The sequence below is a fragment of the Roseivivax sp. THAF30 genome (assembly GCF_009363575.1).
GTDB classification, from domain to species: domain Bacteria; phylum Pseudomonadota; class Alphaproteobacteria; order Rhodobacterales; family Rhodobacteraceae; genus Roseivivax; species Roseivivax halotolerans.
The window spans coordinates 2,775,179-2,792,809 of the sequence record NZ_CP045389.1 but is presented as its reverse complement, the minus strand read 5'-3'; the positions used below and the strand labels follow the sequence as shown (position 1 = coordinate 2,792,809).

The following is a 17,631-nucleotide window of genomic DNA, read 5'->3' as shown; positions in this document are numbered from 1 at the left end:
CTGTCCGCTTGGGCCGCCAAGGCGAAGGGACGCAAAGCCATGTTCACCGGATTGATCACCGATGTCGGAGAGGTGCGCGAGCTCGAGCAGCGCGGCGACCTGCGCGCACGGCTCACCACCGGCTACGACACCAGCACAATCGAGATCGGCGCCTCCATCGCCTGCGACGGGGTGTGCCTGACGGCCATCGCGGTCGGGGCCGATTGGTTCGACGTGGAGATCAGCGCCGAAAGCGTCTCCAAGACCAATATCGGCGCGTGGTCCGTGGGCTACCGCGTGAACCTCGAGCGCGCGCTCCGCGTCGGCGATGAGCTTGGCGGGCATATCGTCTCGGGCCATGTCGACGGTGTCGCCGAGGTCGTGAAGATGGAAAACGACGGCGACAGCACGCGCATCACCTTCCGCGCACCTGAACATCTGGCGCGCTTCATCGCGCCGAAAGGATCGGTTGCGCTCAACGGCACGTCGCTGACCGTGAACGATGTCGACGGGCGCGATTTCTGGGTGAATTTCATTCCGCATACCAAAGAGGCGACCACCTGGGGTGCGACCGAGCTTGGCGACCGCGTCAATCTCGAGATCGACACGCTGGCGCGTTACGTGGCGCGGCTGGCCGAGGCCTCCTGAGCCGCGCGGCGCGCTCCAAGGACAGCATGGGCGCCCGCCCCTGCAACGTAGCAGGCCACCAGCGTCAGGAGCGCCGCGTCGCGCCCCGCGACCGACAGCAGTGCCAGCAGGACCGGTGTGCCGGTCAGGTTTCCAAGGTTCCCCATCTGCGCGATCGCGCCGTTGGCCATCGCCCTGTCACTTGCCGTATGGGCCAGCTGCGGCACCGCCGCAAAGCCTGCCGCCTGCACCAGCCCGAGGCAGAGGAACAGACCCAGCAGTGCCCAGGTCGCCCCGCCGGTGGCGAGCAGGGCAAGCGTCAGAATGGCCGACAATCCGAACCCGGCGACTGAGATCTGCACCGCGCTGAAGCGCGACAGCAGCACGACGCCCAGAGTGAGCGACGTCATGATCGCGGCGAGCGGCAGCGCGGTGGCAAGCCAAAGCGGCGCGCCCGGCGCGACCTCGGGCAGCAGCGTCAGCACCGCGACGAAGGTGAAGGTGTAGAACAGCCATCCCCAGCCCGGAGCCGAAAGCCACGGATTGCCATAGAGCCGGACGTGACGCCGGATGATGCCATCGCTTTCGCCTGCGGGCTCGGATCTTTCGGGGCGGGGCAGAACCGGCGCGAGGATAGCCGCCATCGCCAGAAGATAGGCGGCATGACCGAAAAGAAGGCCGCTCAGCCCGTATGCCTCGATGACGGCAGGTCCAGCGAAGGCCGCGAGCGCGAAAGCGACGCTGAAAAACGTGCTCCAGAGCGTCATCGCCGCCGGACGCATCCGCTCGGGCGCGGTCTCCGCGATCAGGGTCGGCGCGGCGACAACGATCGCGAGGTGCGACAGTCCTTCGATCAGGCGTGCGGCAAGGAAGATCGGCAATGCCGGCGAAAGCGCCTCGATCCCCGACATGGCCGCGCCGAGGACAAGACCTCCGATCAGGGCGCGCTTGGCTCCGAACCGTGCCACGAGCCGCCCGGCATAGAGGCCGAAGAGAAGTCCGAGGAAACTCAGCAGCGACACTGCGAAACCGAGTGCCGCACCCGCGCCGGGATAAGCCTCGCTCAGCGCACCGAACCCTGCCGCGAGCTTGGCATATTGCCCCGCGCCGCCGAGGCCGGCGAGCCAGATCGTGAAGATGACGAGAGTGACGCGCATGGGACGGATCCGTATCGGCTGCGCGCCCGCTCTGCCTCAGGGCGGCTCGGATGAAAAGGCCGAAGCGGCCGGGGCGTCAGGTATGCGTCTTGCAGAACAGCCCGTGCACGCAGTCCAGCATGGTCTGCACCTTGCGGTCCGCGAGCCGGTAATAGATCGTCTTCCCGTCGCGGCGCGGCGCAACGAGGTTCTCCGCGCGCAGCCGCGCAAGCTGCTGGCTCACCGCCGCCTGCCGCGAGCCGAGAAGATGTTCGAGCTCGGTCACGCTTTTCTCGCCCTCGACGAGATGACAGAGCAGCATGAGCCGCCCTTCATGGCCGATCGCCTTGAGAAAACGTGCCGCTTCGCCCGCGCTTTCGCGCATCTGGGCGATGTCGCCATCGCTTACGTCCATCACGTCTTGTTCGGGTTCCATCGTCGCAATCCTTGGCCTCTGCCGGCCTTGCCTCGGGCGCATCGCCCGAAGGTGACCTAAGGTACGCCGTGCGCCGCGCCAAGAGTATAACCGATTTCGAGCCGGACCGCATCGGTAATACATTTAGATAGAAGACATCTTTTTTGGGCGCAGTCGGGAAGCTGGAGGTGTTCCAGCCGGAAACCGTTGCCAAACGGCGCACTCAGGCGACGCGCAGCCCCCGCAACTCGCCCAAGAGTTCCGGGATCTTGTCCTTGAACTTGAAGAACCCCTTCGTAGCGTAAGGCCATGCGCGGGCATCGAAAGCGCGGAGCGGGCGGACAACCTCGATGCCTTCGATCTCGCGCAAGAGATCGGCTGTCGGGCCGACCGGCGCATAGGACGTCACGATGCGCGACGCGCCGTGGTCGCGGGCCCAGTCGACGATCGCTTTTGCGTCCGAAAGGCCAGATGTCACCGGGCCGAGCCGATCGTCGTGTCGCGCGACGGCATCAGCGATGGCGCGGCTCTTGAACGCGCTCACATGTTCGGCGGGGGTCAGGATGCTCATTCGCCCGGTCGTATCGAGCGTCGCGCTGGCCTCCGGCTCAAGGCCGAGATCGAACAGCCAGCCGGGCGAGAGGTCGTCCTCGTGCAAAAGGAAGACGCAAGGGCCTGCGGGATCGAGCCTGTCACCATCTGGCGCGGCCATCGGCGGCGGGTTCTCCGAGCCGCTGACCGCGGGAGCCTCACCGGCCAGCTGCCATTTGGGATGAAAGCGGTCTTCGGTGTATTTGCGAATGTTGGAGGCACGGGCAAGATAGGTCTTGCCCGGCGTCTGCAGCCCCGCGACCCAGCGCCAGCCGAGCGTATTGGACGCCGGATCGCCGTCGCAGAGATGGCGCAGGAAGAAATCCGCGCCCAGGGCCCAGGGCAGTTTCAGCGTGAAGATCCAGATCGAGGCGAACCACATCCGGGCGTGATTGTGCAGGTAGCCGGTCTCGACAAGCTCATGCGCCCAGGCGTCGAAACACTCGATGCCCGTCTCGCCGCGGCAGGCCTCTTCCCAGGCGCGGCGCAGGCCCGACTGCGTCTGCACCTGATCCCAGGCAAAGGTCAGTTCCGACCAGTATCCACCCCAGACCGGCGGTCGCATCTCGAGCCAACCCTTGAAATAGGTGCGCCAGAAAACCTCCTGAATGAACTTTTCGGCTTCGCTGCGCGAATGCTTCGAAAGGACGGCGTTCAGGACTTCTTCCTCGGTCACGAGCCGGTGTCGCAAGTAGGGCGAGAGGCAGGAGACGTTGTCATGCGCGCCTTGCCCGAGATCGAAGTTCCGCCGTGTCGCATAGTCGCGGCCTGCCTGCGGCACGAAGTCTTTCAGGCGTGCGAGGCCATCCTCGCGGCTCGGCGGGAAGGCGGCGAGTGCCGTCTGCGTCGTCATTTCTGGCTCCTGGCTTGTCTGCCGGGAAGGGTAGGGGCGGGGCGGGACGCTTCAACGCGCCAAGGCTGCGACATCGACAATTCGACAAAGCCGTCCCCTTGCAGCCCCCCGAGGCGACCACTAAGACTCTTGCGACCAAGGTTTTCCGACCGGATTTCCCAACACCGACCGAGGCAGGCGCGATGACCGATCCTTTCGAGACATACATGAACACACTCGTTCCCATGGTGGTCGAACAGACCAGCCGCGGGGAGCGAGCCTATGACATCTTCTCTCGCCTTCTGAAGGAACGGATCATCTTCCTCTCGGGGCCAGTGCATGACGGTATGTCGAGCCTGATCGTGGCGCAGCTTCTGCACCTCGAGGCGGAGAACCCGAACAAGGAAATCTCCATGTATATCAACAGCCCGGGCGGGGTCGTGACCTCGGGGCTGTCGATCTACGACACGATGCAGTACATCAAGCCGGCGGTGTCCACTCTGGTGATCGGCCAGGCGGCCTCGATGGGCTCGCTCCTGCTGACCGCAGGTGAGAAGGACATGCGCTTCTCGCTGCCCAACAGCCGCGTCATGGTGCACCAGCCGTCAGGCGGCTACCAGGGCCAGGCGACGGATATCATGATCCACGCCGAAGAGACGCTGAAGCTGAAAAAGCGGCTGAACGAGATCTACGTCCACCATACCGGCCAGGATTACGAGACGGTGGAAAAGGCGCTCGAGCGCGACAATTTCATGTCGCCCGAATCCGCGAAGGAATGGGGCCTGATCGACGAGATCGTTCAGAGCCGCGCGGCGCTGGAAGACGCCAAGTCTTAACCTCCGCTTAACGGCGGGGGGCTATCCTGGGCCCCCCGCGACGAATTTGCGATTGTAGGCCCGGCAAGGCTATCCTAATCTTCCGGGACTTGGCGAAACGGGGTGGCCGAGAGGCCCAAGCGCCACCGCCCCAAGCTCAAAACGGCCGAGAAAGGTTTGTGATGGCGACGAATAACGGCGGCGACAGCAAGAATACCCTCTATTGCAGCTTCTGCGGCAAGAGCCAGCACGAGGTTCGCAAGCTCATCGCCGGTCCGACGGTGTTCATCTGCGACGAATGCGTCGAGCTGTGCATGGACATCATCCGCGAAGAGACGAAAGGCACCGGCCTGAAATCCACGGATGGCGTGCCCACCCCGATGGAGATCTGCCAGATCCTCGACGATTACGTGATCGGCCAGATCAAGGCCAAGCGCGTTCTCTCGGTGGCGGTGCACAACCACTACAAGCGTCTGAATCATTCGGCCAAGAGCTCGGATATCGAGTTGAACAAGTCGAACATCCTGCTGATCGGCCCCACGGGCTGCGGCAAGACGCTGCTCGCGCAGACGCTGGCGCGCATTCTCGATGTGCCCTTCACGATGGCCGATGCCACAACGCTGACCGAAGCCGGATACGTGGGCGAGGATGTGGAGAACATCATCCTCAAGCTGCTGCAATCCTCCGAATACAACGTGGAGCGGGCGCAGCGCGGCATCGTCTATATCGACGAGGTCGACAAGATCACCCGTAAGTCCGAGAACCCGTCGATCACGCGCGACGTGTCGGGCGAGGGCGTGCAGCAGGCGCTTCTGAAGCTGATGGAAGGCACTGTCGCCTCGGTTCCGCCGCAGGGCGGGCGCAAGCATCCGCAGCAGGAATTCCTGCAGGTGGACACCACCAACATCCTGTTCATCTGCGGTGGTGCGTTCGCCGGGCTCGACAAGATCATCGCGCAGCGCGGCAAGGGCTCGGCCATGGGCTTCGGTGCGGATGTCCGCGGTGTCGAGGATCGCAATGTCGGCGAGATCTTCCAGGATCTCGAACCAGAGGACCTTCTGAAATTCGGGCTGATCCCGGAATTCGTCGGCCGGCTTCCGGTTCTGGCGACGCTCGAGGATCTCGACGAGGACGCGCTGGTCACGATCCTGACGCAGCCGAAGAACGCGCTCGTGAAGCAGTACCAGCGCCTGTTCGAGATCGAGGACACGGTCCTGACCTTCACCGACGATGCGCTGAAGGCCATCGCGCTGAAAGCCATCGCCCGCAAGACGGGTGCGCGCGGCCTGCGCTCCATTCTCGAGGACATCCTGCTGGACACGATGTTCGAATTGCCGGGCATGGACGAGGTGGTCGAGGTCGTCGTCAACGAGGAGGCCGTGACCTCCGAGGCGAAACCCCTGATGATCTACGCCGATCAGAAGAAGGAAGCCACCTCGGCGAGCTGAGCAAGCCAGAGATCAGATAAGGAAAAGGCGGCCCGATGGGGCCGCCTTTTTTGTTCGCCTGAGCGGCTCTAGCGCTTTCTCGGCTCGTATTTGTCGCCGATCACGCGCCGCACATCGCCCCACCGGAGCGTTTTCCATGGCGCTCTGTCCTCGATGAAACCGTTGGCGACGAGCGCTTGGCGCAGCTGCTCCATATGAATCACGCCAAGGTCGTGGCGCTTCTTGTAGCCGCCCTTCTTCTTCAAGATGCGCTGCAATGTCTCGATCTGAACCGTCTCGATCCCGCAGAAGCTGCGCAGATGCTCGGCGATCATGTCCGTCGCGCCCGATTGGCGGCGCAGGACCATGGCAACTTTCTGATCGGAGCGGCCCACAAAGCCGAAAAGATGCAAGGCCGAGCCTTCCGCCGCCAGGATCTGCTTCGCGGCCTTGTAACGCGCGATCTGCGTCGGCAGGTCGTGATCCTGCGGATGGAAGATCTCGTAGCCCTGCGCGGCAAGCTCGTGTTCGAGGCGCTCCTCGCCGATAAGCCCGCCCTTGGAGAGCCCGAGCTTCGAGCGCGAGATATACAGCCGCTCCGGACCGTCGGGCGCGACATCCTCGGCAAAACGCGTCATGAAGGATCGGAAGGCTGGCGTGCCGCTGATGATCTCGCCGAGCCCGAAGCCCTGGCCGGGCACGACGAGGGTTTCGACCCGCGTCGGGGCGGTCGCGACATGGACGGGCAGATCGATCCCCGCAAGCTCCCAGAAAGCGCGCTGCCAGCCGGCGATCTCTTCGCCGCGGGCGGGGCGCTTCGGGATGTAGAGGATGCCGTCGAATTCCTGGTGTGCCGCGTCGAGACCCCAGAGGCGACCGGTGCTTTCCACGAGGAAATGGCCGAAATGCACCCAGAGCACGCCGGCCCAGAGCCAGCGCCCCTCAAGCGTCTCCACCTCACCGGCGGGCGCGTCGGGCGTCAGTGTCAGCGAGCGGTGGTTCCGCCAGAACGCACCTGTCTCGCAATGGGATCCGTCGGCACGCAAAACACCCGCCGCCTGCCGGAAGGCGCTCTCGGTGGGCGGCACGACCAATGCGCCCGGCACTTCTTCGATCTCGTGCGACCAGCCGCCATCGGGCCGCGGCTTTTCCTGCGTGATGCCCGTTCCGTCCATCTCAGACCTCGCGGGTCGCGGTCCAGACGAGCCGGGTCGATACCTCTTGAACCTTGGCAAAGCCCGCCGCCTCGAGGATGCGCTTGCATTCGCGCATGCCCTCGCGGCCATAGACACCGGGATGAAACTCCATGACGACGGCCCGCAGGCCCGAAAGGTCGGCATGGCGCAAGAAGTCGAGCTCGCCGCCCTCGATATCGCAGATCAGGATCGTCGGCGCGATCTCTTCGCGGACGCTGTCCCAGCTGGTCGAAGGCACTTCCACCGCCGTGGAGCGGCGTGCTTCGGGTTCGATCAGCGACGAGCCGAGATAGGAGGCGTGAACGTGGAAGGTGACGGTTTCGGGTGCGTCGGGATCGGACAGCACGACGCAATTGCGCACGCAGATCCGATCTTCGAGCCCGTTCAGCGCATAGAGCGCCTCGATATGCTCGATGAGGGCAGGGTTCGCCTCGAAAGAGACGATGCGTTCCGGCTTGCCCTGATGCGCGGCGACCGCGCCTACGACCCCGATCCCGGCACCCATTTCGACGATGCGATCCTCGGGCCGCACCACGTGCAGCGCTCCCTTGATCTCATCGCCCTCGTAGCGCGCGGCGGCGATCCGCTCGATCCGGGTTTCGTTCAGAAATGGGGAATGCGGCACCTGCACGCCGAGGCAGGTTGTGGCGATCGCGATATCTTTCATGGCTCTGCTCATGGCCTCGTTTTGCGCCACGATAGCAGAGCGCAAGCTGTCGCCATAGTCATTCGAGGGCGAGCCCTTGTCGTTTTTCAGGCTCCTGCGGGCCTTTTGCCGCGCATTGTCGTGACCTGCGTCAGCCGATCACTGGACGCATGGCGGGGGATGGTGCATACCCGGCCACGAAGCCATGCAATGAGGTTCCTTCCATGGGGATCATGAATACCCTTCTGCGCGCCGTGACCTGGTGGAACGGCCAAACTCTCAACACCCAGCTCTGGACCTGGCGTCACGGCGTGAAGGTGGGCGAGGACGCGCAGGGCAACGTGTTCTACCGGACCCGCGACGGCAAGCGGCGTTGGGTGATCTACAACGGTGAGGCCGAAGCCACCCGCATCGACCCGAACTGGCACGGCTGGCTCCACCACACGTACAAGGAGCCGCCCACCGACAATCCGTTGCCGCATAAATCGTGGGAGAAGCCGCATATCGAAAACCTGACGGGCACGGCGCTGGCCTATGCCCCGAAAGGCTCGATCCGTCAGGCCCAACCGGCCGAACGCTCTGATTACGAGGCGTGGAGCCCGGAGTGACGCGGCAATTGAGGCTCGCGGCCGCGCTCATCCTCGCCGCGGCACCCGCGCTTGGGCAAGAGGCGCAATCCGGGAGCGGGGCGGTGCTCCGAACGCTCGACAAGCTGAACGGCACAACCGAGGACATCACGGTATCCGCGGGCGCGACCCAGGCGTCTGGGCGGATCGAGGTCGTGCTTGAGGATTGCCGCTATCCTGCCGGTGATCCGGCGCGCGATGCCTATGCCTACCTGACGGTTCGTGAGGTCGGTGTGGCGGATCCGGTGTTTTCAGGCTGGATGATCGCCTCTGCCCCGGCTCTCAATCCGATGGATCATCCGCGCTACGACGTCTGGGTGCTGCGCTGCACCACCTCGTGACCCGAGCCTGCCAGCGGCAGGGAAAGGAAATCGGGATTTAGCTGCAAAGCCGCGCGCAGCCGCTTGTGATACTCGGCGCGGGGAATCTCCACCGCGCCGAGCGAGGCGAGGTGATGGGTCAGAAATTGCGTGTCAAAGAGCACGAAGCCCGTCCGCCGCAAGTGATCGACCAGCCAGGCCAGCGCCACTTTCGACGCGTCACGCTGGCGCGAGAACATGCTCTCGCCGCAGAATGCCCCCCCGATCACGACGCCGTAGACCCCGCCCACCAGCGCGTCACCGCGCCAGACCTCGAGGGAATGGGCATCGCCAGAAGAATGCAGCGCCTCGTAGACCCGCGTGATCTCCTCGTTGATCCAGGTCTCGTCGCGATCGGCACAGCCGGTCATGACCCCCGAAAAGTCACGGTCAAGGGTCACGTCGAACCGGTCCTGCCGGATGACCCGGCGGAGGCTCCGCGAGATGTGGAAACCGTCCAGCGGGAAGATGCCGCGAAGCTTGGGATCGACCCAGAAGATATCGGGGTCGTCCCGACTTTCCGCCATCGGGAATACCCCGACGCGGTACGCCTGTAGAATCAGCTCAGGGGAGACACTCACGCCTGCCCGAACGTGGCTTCGAGCCAGTGTTCGAGCCAGTGAATGTTGTAATCGCCGCGCCGAACGTCCTCGTTCTCGAGCAGCATCCGGAAGAGCGGGATCGTCGTATCGACACCGTCCACGATCAGCTCGCCGAGCGCCCGGTCGAGACGCGCGAGCGCTTCCTCGCGGTCGCGGCCATGCACGATGAGCTTGCCGATCAGGCTGTCGTAATAGGGCGGGATCTTGTAGCCCTGATAGAGCGCGCTATCCATCCGCACCCCGAGGCCGCCAGGCGCGTGATACTGCGTGATCTTGCCGGGCGAGGGCGCGAAATTCGGCAGCTTCTCGGCGTTGATCCGCGCTTCGATGGCGTGACCCTGGATGGTCAGGTCGTCCTGAGAGAAGGACAAGGGCTGGCCCGCGGCGACGCGAATCTGTTCGCGCACGAGGTCCACGCCGAAGATCGCCTCGGTCACCGGGTGTTCCACCTGCAAACGGGTGTTCATCTCGATGAAGTAGAACTCGCCGTTCTCATAAAGGAACTCGATCGTGCCCGCGCCGGCATAGCCGATCTCGGCCACCGCATCGGCGCAGATCTTGCCGATCCGCGCGCGCTCTTCCTCGGTGATGATTGGGCCGGGCGCCTCTTCGAGCACCTTCTGATGGCGCCGCTGGAGCGAGCAATCCCGCTCTCCGAGATGCACCGCGTTGCCCTTGCCGTCACCGAAGACCTGGATCTCGATATGGCGCGGGGTGGTCAGATATTTCTCGATATAGACTTCGTCGTTGCCGAAAGCGGCCTTGCCCTCGGACCGCGCGGTCTGGAAAGCGCGCTCCATCTCGGCGGCCGAATTGGCGACCTTCATGCCGCGCCCGCCGCCGCCGGCGGTGGCCTTGATGATGACTGGATAGCCCATCTCCTCGCCGAGCTTCTGCGCGGTTTCGAGATCGGGCACGCCGCCTTCGGAGCCGGGAACGCAAGGCACGCCGAGGTTCTTCATCGTCTCCTTGGCGGTGATCTTGTCGCCCATGACGCGGATATGCTCGGCCTTCGGGCCGATGAAGGTCAGCCCGTGATCCTCCACGATCTGCACGAAACGCGCATTCTCCGACAGGAAGCCGTAGCCGGGATGGATCGCCTGTGCGCCGGTGACCTCACAGGCCGAGATGATCGCCGGGAAGGACAGGTAGCTGTCGGTCGAGGAGGCCGGGCCGATGCAGATGGTCTCGTCGGCCATGCGGACATGCATCGCGTCCGCATCGGCGGTCGAATGCACGGCGACCGATGCGATGCCCATCTCGCGGCAGGCGCGGATGACGCGAAGCGCGATCTCGCCTCTGTTGGCGATCAGGATCTTGTCGAACATGGGATGCCTCTCACTCGACGATAACGAGCGGAGCGCCGTATTCCACGGGCGCGCCATCCTCGACGAGGATGCGCTTGACGGTGCCCGAGGCGGGCGCGGGGATATGGTTCATGGTCTTCATCGCCTCGACGATGAGGAGCGTGTCGCCTTCGGAGACCGCATCGCCCACCTTGATGAAGGCGCCCGCGCCGGGCTCGGGCTGCAGGTAGACCGTGCCGACCATGGGCGAGAGCACGGCGCCGGGATGCGCGGCGGGATCTTCCGGCGCTTCTTGCGCGGCAGGAGCGGAGCCTTGCGCCGGGGCGGATGCGGCGGCAGGGGCCGGAGCGGCGGGCACGTGCATTTGCTGAGGTTGCGCCTGCGGCTGCATGCGGCTCACACGCACGTTCAGGCTGTCATTATCCGCGTATTCCCGTTTGACCTGCAATTCGGTCAGGTCGTTCTCGCGCAGAAGCTCTGCCAGCGCCTGAATGAAGGCGACGTCGGAATCGTGGGTGTTCTTGCTCATACCGTCCTCAACGCATGCTCCTGCCGCCTGCGGCAGTATGTCCTGTAACGCTGCGTCGCTTATAGGCCAAGCGGACTCAAGAGAAAAGCGACGCGGCCCGGAGGGTTCCGGGCGAATTGCACAGGGCAGATAGAGCGCGCCGCGCCGAGGAACAAGCCGTCTTGTCGCGTCCGGGCGGCCGGTCAGCCGGCGGGTCTTTGCGCGGTGTCCTCTGGTGTGTCGCCGCCTGGACGCAATCCCGCGCCCGCATCCAGAAGCGACATGATCCGCAGCTGCATCAGGGAAGGCGGCGCGACGATGTCTTCGGGATTGTCGAGAAGGGCCTCGGGATCGGTCGGAAGGCTGGGCGGCTGTCCGCGGCGGTCGCCAAGACCGGATGCGCCGCTTTCGTCGGGGGCGCGCGGGGCGATCATTGGCGGGCAGCGGTCGGGCGGCGGGCTCAGCGGATGGCCTGTTGCGATCGGGGCGAGGTGATAGGGCATGACGGGCAGATACATGGTGAGCGCTCCGGCAAGAACATTAAGAAGCGCCGAAGAGTACCATTGATAATTCAGGGTCCAGGCCGAATTCTGTCGACCTGGTTAAGGTCGGGTAAAGACGCGCGCCCGGCGGAAGACCGGGCGCGCTGCCGCCGCTAGCGATTCATCCTGTTCTCGATGAGGTCGTCGACGACTTCGGGTTCGGCGAGGGTGGAGGTGTCGCCGAGGGATCCGTAGTCGTTCTCTGCGATCTTGCGCAGGATGCGGCGCATGATCTTGCCCGAGCGGGTCTTGGGCAGGCCGGGGGCCCATTGGATGAGGTCCGGCGAGGCGATGGGGCCGATCTCCTGGCGGACCCAGTTCCTGAGCTCCTTCTTGAGATCGTCCGAGGGCTCCTGACCCTTCATCAGCGTCACGTAGCAGTAGATCCCCTGGCCCTTGACGTCATGCGGGTAGCCGACGACCGCGGCCTCGGCGACCTTCTCGTGCGCGACGAGCGCCGACTCGACCTCTGCCGTGCCCATCCGGTGACCGGAGACGTTGATCACGTCGTCGACCCGGCCGGTGATCCAGTAATCGCCGTCCGCGTCGCGCCGGCAGCCGTCGCCCGAGAAGTAATAGCCCTTGTATTGCTGGAAATAGGTGTTCTCGAAGCGCTCGTGATCGCCCCAGACCGTGCGCATCTGGCCGGGCCAGCTATCCGCGATGGCCAGAACTCCCTCGGCGGGGCTGTCCTCGATCACCTTGCCCGATTCGGTCTCGAGCACGACGGGCTTCACGCCGAAGAACGGCTTCATCGCCGCGCCGGGCTTGGTCGCATGGGCGCCGGGCAGGGGGGTCATCAGGTGGCCGCCCGTCTCGGTCTGCCACCAGGTGTCGACGATCGGGCAGCGCTCCTGGCCGACGACGCGGTGATACCAGTCCCAGGCCTCGGGGTTGATCGGCTCGCCGACCGTGCCGAGGATGCGCAGGGACGACAGGTCCGAGCCCGTCACGTGCTCCTCGCCCTGGCCCATCAGCGCGCGGATCGCCGTCGGCGCGGTGTAGAACTGGTTCACCCCGTGCTTCTCGCAGACCTGCCAGAAGCGGCCCGCATCGGGATAGGTCGGCACGCCCTCGAACATCAGCGTCGTCGCGCCGTTGGCGAGGGGCCCGTAGACGATGTAGCTGTGCCCCGTCACCCAGCCGACATCGGCGGTGCACCAGTAGATGTCGCCGTCATGGTAGTCGAAGGTGACCTCGTGGGTGAGGCTGGCGAAGACGAGATAGCCGCCGGTGGTGTGCACGACGCCCTTGGGCTGGCCGGTCGAGCCGCTCGTGTAGAGGATGAAGAGCGGATCCTCGGCCCCCATCTCTTCGGCCGGGCAGTCGGTGCCCGCCTCGGCCATCGCCGCGCTGAGGTCGACATCGCGCCCCTCGGTCCAGGTGGTCTGCCCGCCGGTGCGCTTCACGACGAGGCATTTGACGCTGTCCTTGCAATGCAGAAGCGCCTTGTCCGCGTTCGACTTGAGCGCGGTCTTGCGTCCGCCGCGCGGGGCCTCGTCGGCGGTGATCACCACCTTGGCATCGCAGCCATTGACCCGCTGGCCGAGCGCATCGGGCGAGAAGCCCGCGAAGACCACCGAATGGATCGCGCCGATCCGCGCGCAGGCGAGCATCGCGTAGGCCGCCTCGGGGATCATCGGCAGGTAGAGCACCACCCGGTCGCCGCGCCCGACGCCCTGGTCCTTGAGCACGTTCGCCATGCGGCAGACCTGCTCGTGGAGCTGGCGGTAGGTGATGTGCTGGGCGTCCTCGCCGGGCTCGTCCGGCTCCCAGATGATCGCGGTCCGGTCGCCGCGGGTCTCCAGATGCCGGTCGATGCAGTTCTCGGCGACGTTCAGCTTGCCGTCCTCGTACCACTTGATCGAGACCGAGCCGTAGTCGAAATTCACATCCTTGATCTTCGTCGGCGCCTTGGCCCAGTCGAGCCGCTTTGCCTGCTCGCCCCAGAACCCCTCGGGATCCTCGATCGAGCGCGCATACATCTCCCGGTACCGCGCCGCATCCACATGCGCCTTCGACACCATCTCGTCGCTCGGCGCGTAGATCTTCACATCACTCATATCGCCTCCTCCTGCGTGTCTTACCGAAACGCCGCGACCCCTTGGCTGCGTTCCGCCGAATTCATGGGTAGGAAAAAGGCCGGGTGCAGACAGCCCCGACCTTCCGGCACTTCGCGGGTGCCAATTGCAGTATGCGCCGGGGCTCAGATCGCGAGATATTCGTGACGCAGCTCCTCGTTCTCGAGGACCTCGGCGGCGGAGCCGTCATAAACGATGGAGCCAGTGTCGAGGATGATCGCCCGGTCGGCCAGTTGCAACGCGCGGACCGCGTTCTGCTCCACGAGGATCGTGGTCATGCCCTGCTCCTTGACGTGGCGGAGCGTCTTCTCGATCTCGTCGACGATCACCGGGGCGAGACCCTCGTAGGGCTCGTCCAGAAGCAGCACCTTGATGTCGCGCGCAAGCGCCCGGGCAATGGAAAGCATCTGCTGCTCGCCGCCCGACAGGGTCACGCCCTCCTGTTTGCGGCGCTCGCCGAGGCGCGGAAAGAGCTCGTAGAGCCGCTCCAGCGACCAGCCGATCGGCGGCTGGATCTGCGCCAGCTCCAGGTTTTCCTCGACGGTGAGGCCAGGGATGATGCGCCGGTCCTCGGGCACGAGCCCCAGCCCCGCCACCGCCGCCTCGTGCGAGGCCATCCGGTGCAGCGGCTGATGGTCGAGCCAGATCTCGCCCTTATGAACCTGCGGACTGCCGAGCCGCGCGATCGAGCGCAGCGTCGTCGTCTTGCCCGCGCCGTTGCGGCCGAGAAGGGCCAGGATCTCGCCTTCATGCACGTTGAAGGAGATGCCCTGCACGATGTAGCTCTCGCCGTAATAGGCGTGCATGTCCCAGACCGACAGGAAGGCCGGAGCCGTCTCCGCCTGGTTGGCGTTCTTGGAAAAATCGGGACGGACGTTCATGGGTCGGCTCTCCTTTACGCCGCTTCGCCGAGATAGGCTTCCTTCACCTTCGGATGGCCCTTGATGTTCTCGGGCGTGTCCTCGACGAGGGGCGTGCCCTGCGCGAGAACGGTGATCCGGTCGGCGAGGGAGAAGACGACATGCATATCGTGCTCGATGATGCACATGGTGATGTCGCGCTTTTCCTTGATCTCTTTCAGAAGGTCGATCGTGTTGTTGGTGTCCGCCCGGGCCATGCCGGCGGTCGGCTCATCGAGCAAGAGGAGCTTGGGACGCTGGATCAGGCACATTGCCATCTCGAGCCGCCGCTTGTCGCCGCGCGACATCGAGGAGCCGAGCATGTCCTGCTTGTCGAGCAGCTTGACCTCGGTCAGCATGGTCTCCGCCTCGCCGCGAAGGTCCTTTTCATCCTCGACGGATTCATAGGCATGCATCCGGAAGGAGCCGTCGCGCTTGGCCAGGAGCGGGATCATCATGTTTTCCATGACCGTGAGATCGCCGAAGATCTCAGGCGTCTGGAACACGCGGGAGATGCCCATCTGGTTGATCTCGTAGGGCTTGCGTCCCAGGACCGACTGACCTGCGAACATCACCGAGCCGGTATCGGGCATCAGCTTGCCGACAAGACAATTTAGGAGCGTGGACTTGCCGGCGCCGTTCGGCCCGATGATCGCATGAACCGTGTTCTCCTTGACCGAGAGGTTCACGTCGCCAAGCGCCTGCAGTCCGCCGAAGCGCTTGTTCACGTCCTTGACTTCAAGAATTCCCATGACGCGCTCTCCTTATTCGGCGGGGGTTCGTTGCTTGGCGGTGTCTTCCTTGCCGGTCCGCTTGCGGCGGAAGGCGTTCCGGATACGGTCGCCGCCTTCGAGAAGCCCGCCGGGCAGGAAGATCACGACGGCCATGAACATGAGCCCCAGCGTGAGGTGCCAGCCCTTGCCGACGAAGGGATAGATCATCGCGACTACGGCATCCTCGAGCCCGTCGGGCAGGAAGGCGAACCAGGTGTGCAGGATCTGATCGTTGATCTTGGAGACGATGTTTTCCATGTACTTGATCATGCCGGCGCCGAGGACCGGTCCGATCAGCGTGCCCGCCCCGCCGAGGATCGTCATCAGCACGACCTCGCCCGAGGCGGTCCAGAACATCCGCTCCGGGCCGACCTGGGTGTCCATCGCGACCATGAGGCCGCCGGCAAGACCGGCATACATGCCAGAGATCACGAAGGCCGCCAGCGTGTAGGGGCGCGCGTTGAGGCCGGTGTAATACATGCGGTTCTGGTTCGACTTCACCGCCCGCAGCATCATGCCGAACGGCGAGCGGAAGATGCGGATCGCCATGTAGAAGGCCAGGATCATCGCCACGGCGCAGACGTAGTAGCCGACGTTCAGCGTGAATTCCCAGCCGCCCATGCGGATGATCGAGCTCTGGCTCATCTCGAGGCCGAAGAGGCTGGCGCGGCCGATCTCTCCGGGTTCGAGATTTGCCAGGAGCGGAGTGTCGGTGGGTTTGATCTGCAGGCCGGTCTCACCGCCGGTGATCGGCGTCAGCACCGAATAGGCCAGCGCGTAGGACATCTGCGCGAAAGCCAGCGTCAGGATCGAGAAGTAGATGCCCGAGCGGCGGAGCGAGATGTAGCCCACCATCACCGCGAAGAGCGCGGCGAAGACGATCGCCATGAAGATGCCCGGCAGGATGTTCAGCGTCAGCAGCTTCATCATCCAGATCGCGGCATAGGATCCGACACCGAGGAAGGCCGCGTGACCGAAAGAGAGATACCCGGTCAGGCCGAACAGGATGTTGAAGCCGATGGCGAAGATCCCGAAGATCACGAAACGCTGCATCAGGTCGGGATAGCCCGCGTTGAACTGCGCCATGGCGCTGTCGACGGGGAAGGGGTTCAGAAGGACCGGCGCCATGACTGTCAGCACCGTCACGAGAAGCAGGAGGCCAGCGTCCTTTTTGCGAAGACCGAGCATAGGATTATTCCTCCATGACGCCCTTGCGGCCCATGAGGCCACGCGGACGGGTCAGCAGAATGATGATGGCGACGAGGTAGATGATGATCTGGTTGATGCCCGGAATGGCGTCGACCATGAACGGCATCGAGGCGAAGCTCTCGAGGATTCCCAGAAGGAAGCCCGCGAAGACCGCACCGGGCAGGCTGCCCATGCCGCCGACCACCACGACAACGAAACTGAGGACAAGGAAGTCCATGCCCATGTGGTAGTTCGGCGCGACGATCGGCGCGTACATCACGCCGGCCACGCCCGCGACGCAGGCCGCCAGTGCGAACATCAGCGTGAAGCGCTTGTCGATATCGATGCCGAGAAGGCCCACCGTTTCGCGGTCGGCCATGCCTGCGCGCACCACCATCCCGAAGGTCGTGAATTGCAGGAAGGCGAAGACCGCGCCGATCACGAGGGCTGCGAAGGCGAAATAGACGAGGCGCCAATAGGGATACATGATCGTCAAGGGATCGAAGCCCAGAAGGACGCCGAAGTCGAAGCTGCCGGTGAACGCATCGGGCGCCGGCGTCTGGATCGGGTTAGCGCCGTAGAAATACTTGACGATCTCCTGCAGCACGATGGCGAGGCCGAACGTCACGAGGATCTGGTCCGCATGGGGGCGCTTGTAGAAGTGCCGGATGAGACCGTGCTCCATCAGGTAGCCCACCAGCATCATGATCGGGATGGCGAAGAAGATCGCGAGCGGCACCGACCAGTCGATGATCCCCGCGCCTATGGCTTCGCCGAACCAGGATTCCACGTAAGGTGTCTCGATCTTCATCGGATTGCCGAGGAAGTCGGTGCGGGTGGGGTCTTCGGTGACGGAGCTGAGCGTCAGGATGCGCTGCAACGTCACCGCACAGAACGCGCCGATCATGAACAGCGCGCCGTGGGCGAAGTTCACAACGCCCAGCGTGCCGAAGATCAGGGTCAGGCCGAGGGCGATCAGCGCATAGGCGGATCCCTTGTCGAGCCCGTTGAGAATTTGAACGATTACCTGGTCCATGGCGAGTGCGACCTTCTTTGGAAAGCGGGGGCTTCAGCGGCAGGCG

The 17,631-nt window shown here is 64.4% G+C and carries 19 protein-coding genes; 5 read left to right on the top strand and 14 right to left on the bottom strand.

Going from position 1 to position 17,631, the window contains the following annotated elements; translation table 11 throughout:
* Positions 1 to 39 precede the first annotated feature (39 nt).
* Positions 40 to 627: a riboflavin synthase gene (locus FIU91_RS13425; protein ID WP_093009307.1), complete on the top strand. Its 588-nt coding sequence runs from the start codon at positions 40 to 42 to the stop codon at positions 625 to 627.
* Here the strand turns inward: FIU91_RS13425 and FIU91_RS13420 are convergent.
* From FIU91_RS13420 to FIU91_RS13410, 3 genes are all read right to left on the bottom strand, one after another.
* Positions 597 to 1,763: an MFS transporter gene (locus FIU91_RS13420; protein ID WP_152462843.1), complete on the bottom strand. Its 1,167-nt coding sequence runs from the start codon at positions 1,761 to 1,763 to the stop codon at positions 597 to 599. The two genes, FIU91_RS13425 and FIU91_RS13420, sit on opposite strands and share 31 nt — an antisense overlap.
* A 76-nt stretch (positions 1,764 to 1,839) precedes the next feature.
* Complete coding sequence (locus FIU91_RS13415; protein ID WP_152463736.1) at positions 1,840 to 2,157, bottom strand: metalloregulator ArsR/SmtB family transcription factor; 318 nt, start codon at positions 2,155 to 2,157, stop codon at positions 1,840 to 1,842.
* A 223-nt stretch (positions 2,158 to 2,380) separates the two neighbouring features.
* The gene (locus FIU91_RS13410) at positions 2,381 to 3,601 is read right to left on the bottom strand and encodes an FAD-binding domain-containing protein (protein WP_152462842.1); all 1,221 of its coding nucleotides are present in this window, start codon (positions 3,599 to 3,601) and stop codon (positions 2,381 to 2,383) included.
* Positions 3,602 to 3,783: 182 nt separating this feature from the next.
* Here FIU91_RS13410 and FIU91_RS13405 point away from each other — a divergent pair, with 182 nt between their 5' ends.
* The gene (locus FIU91_RS13405) at positions 3,784 to 4,416 is read left to right on the top strand and encodes an ATP-dependent Clp protease proteolytic subunit (RefSeq protein ID WP_152462841.1); all 633 of its coding nucleotides are present in this window, start codon (positions 3,784 to 3,786) and stop codon (positions 4,414 to 4,416) included.
* A 161-nt stretch (positions 4,417 to 4,577) separates the two neighbouring features.
* Positions 4,578 to 5,843 (top strand): ATP-dependent Clp protease ATP-binding subunit ClpX, encoded by a 1,266-nt coding sequence (gene clpX / locus FIU91_RS13400; RefSeq protein WP_093009302.1) that lies wholly within the window; start codon positions 4,578 to 4,580, stop codon positions 5,841 to 5,843.
* Between the two features lie 68 nt (positions 5,844 to 5,911).
* On the opposite strand, the gene FIU91_RS13395 is transcribed toward clpX, so the two are convergent.
* Together FIU91_RS13395 and FIU91_RS13390 are read right to left on the bottom strand one after the other, a co-directional pair.
* Complete coding sequence (locus tag FIU91_RS13395) at positions 5,912 to 6,997, bottom strand: DUF563 domain-containing protein (protein ID WP_254701964.1); 1,086 nt, start codon at positions 6,995 to 6,997, stop codon at positions 5,912 to 5,914.
* 1 nt (position 6,998) lies between these two features.
* Positions 6,999 to 7,685 carry an FkbM family methyltransferase gene (locus FIU91_RS13390; protein WP_254701963.1) on the bottom strand — a complete coding sequence of 229 codons (687 nt, stop codon included), beginning with the start codon at positions 7,683 to 7,685 and terminating at the stop codon, positions 6,999 to 7,001.
* Between the two features lie 203 nt (positions 7,686 to 7,888).
* On the opposite strand from FIU91_RS13390, the gene FIU91_RS13385 reads away from it, so the two are divergent.
* Both FIU91_RS13385 and FIU91_RS13380 read left to right on the top strand, forming a co-directional pair.
* Positions 7,889 to 8,272, top strand: a complete 384-nt coding sequence (locus FIU91_RS13385) for an NADH:ubiquinone oxidoreductase subunit NDUFA12 (RefSeq protein WP_152462838.1) — start codon at positions 7,889 to 7,891, stop codon at positions 8,270 to 8,272.
* The gene (locus tag FIU91_RS13380) at positions 8,269 to 8,631 is read left to right on the top strand and encodes a DUF2155 domain-containing protein (RefSeq protein WP_254701962.1); all 363 of its coding nucleotides are present in this window, start codon (positions 8,269 to 8,271) and stop codon (positions 8,629 to 8,631) included. Before FIU91_RS13385 ends, FIU91_RS13380 begins: the two co-directional genes overlap by 4 nt.
* Here the strand turns inward: FIU91_RS13380 and aat are convergent.
* The 9 genes from aat to FIU91_RS13335 form a co-directional block, all read right to left on the bottom strand.
* Complete coding sequence (aat, locus tag FIU91_RS13375) at positions 8,595 to 9,230, bottom strand: leucyl/phenylalanyl-tRNA--protein transferase (protein ID WP_216651610.1); 636 nt, start codon at positions 9,228 to 9,230, stop codon at positions 8,595 to 8,597. The genes FIU91_RS13380 and aat overlap by 37 nt on opposite strands.
* Entirely contained in the window at positions 9,227 to 10,579 is a 1,353-nt protein-coding gene (gene accC / locus FIU91_RS13370) for an acetyl-CoA carboxylase biotin carboxylase subunit (RefSeq protein WP_093009297.1), read from the bottom strand. The genes aat and accC overlap by 4 nt, the downstream gene beginning before the upstream one ends.
* 10 nt (positions 10,580 to 10,589) lie before the next feature.
* The gene (gene accB / locus FIU91_RS13365) at positions 10,590 to 11,087 is read right to left on the bottom strand and encodes an acetyl-CoA carboxylase biotin carboxyl carrier protein (RefSeq protein ID WP_093009296.1); all 498 of its coding nucleotides are present in this window, start codon (positions 11,085 to 11,087) and stop codon (positions 10,590 to 10,592) included.
* A 182-nt stretch (positions 11,088 to 11,269) separates the two neighbouring features.
* Positions 11,270 to 11,584: a hypothetical protein gene (locus FIU91_RS13360; protein ID WP_152462836.1), complete on the bottom strand. Its 315-nt coding sequence runs from the start codon at positions 11,582 to 11,584 to the stop codon at positions 11,270 to 11,272.
* Between the two features lie 137 nt (positions 11,585 to 11,721).
* On the bottom strand, positions 11,722 to 13,671 hold the full coding sequence (gene acs / locus FIU91_RS13355; RefSeq protein WP_152462835.1) for an acetate--CoA ligase: 1,950 nt from the start codon (positions 13,669 to 13,671) through the stop codon (positions 11,722 to 11,724).
* 143 nt (positions 13,672 to 13,814) lie between these two features.
* Positions 13,815 to 14,570 (bottom strand): ABC transporter ATP-binding protein, encoded by a 756-nt coding sequence (locus FIU91_RS13350; RefSeq protein ID WP_093010564.1) that lies wholly within the window; start codon positions 14,568 to 14,570, stop codon positions 13,815 to 13,817.
* Positions 14,571 to 14,584: 14 nt separating this feature from the next.
* The gene (locus FIU91_RS13345) at positions 14,585 to 15,340 is read right to left on the bottom strand and encodes an ABC transporter ATP-binding protein (protein WP_093010566.1); all 756 of its coding nucleotides are present in this window, start codon (positions 15,338 to 15,340) and stop codon (positions 14,585 to 14,587) included.
* Positions 15,341 to 15,352: 12 nt separating this feature from the next.
* Positions 15,353 to 16,549: a branched-chain amino acid ABC transporter permease gene (locus FIU91_RS13340; RefSeq protein WP_152462834.1), complete on the bottom strand. Its 1,197-nt coding sequence runs from the start codon at positions 16,547 to 16,549 to the stop codon at positions 15,353 to 15,355.
* A 4-nt stretch (positions 16,550 to 16,553) separates the two neighbouring features.
* Complete coding sequence (locus tag FIU91_RS13335) at positions 16,554 to 17,585, bottom strand: branched-chain amino acid ABC transporter permease (protein ID WP_093010570.1); 1,032 nt, start codon at positions 17,583 to 17,585, stop codon at positions 16,554 to 16,556.
* Positions 17,586 to 17,631: the final 46 nt, after the last annotated feature.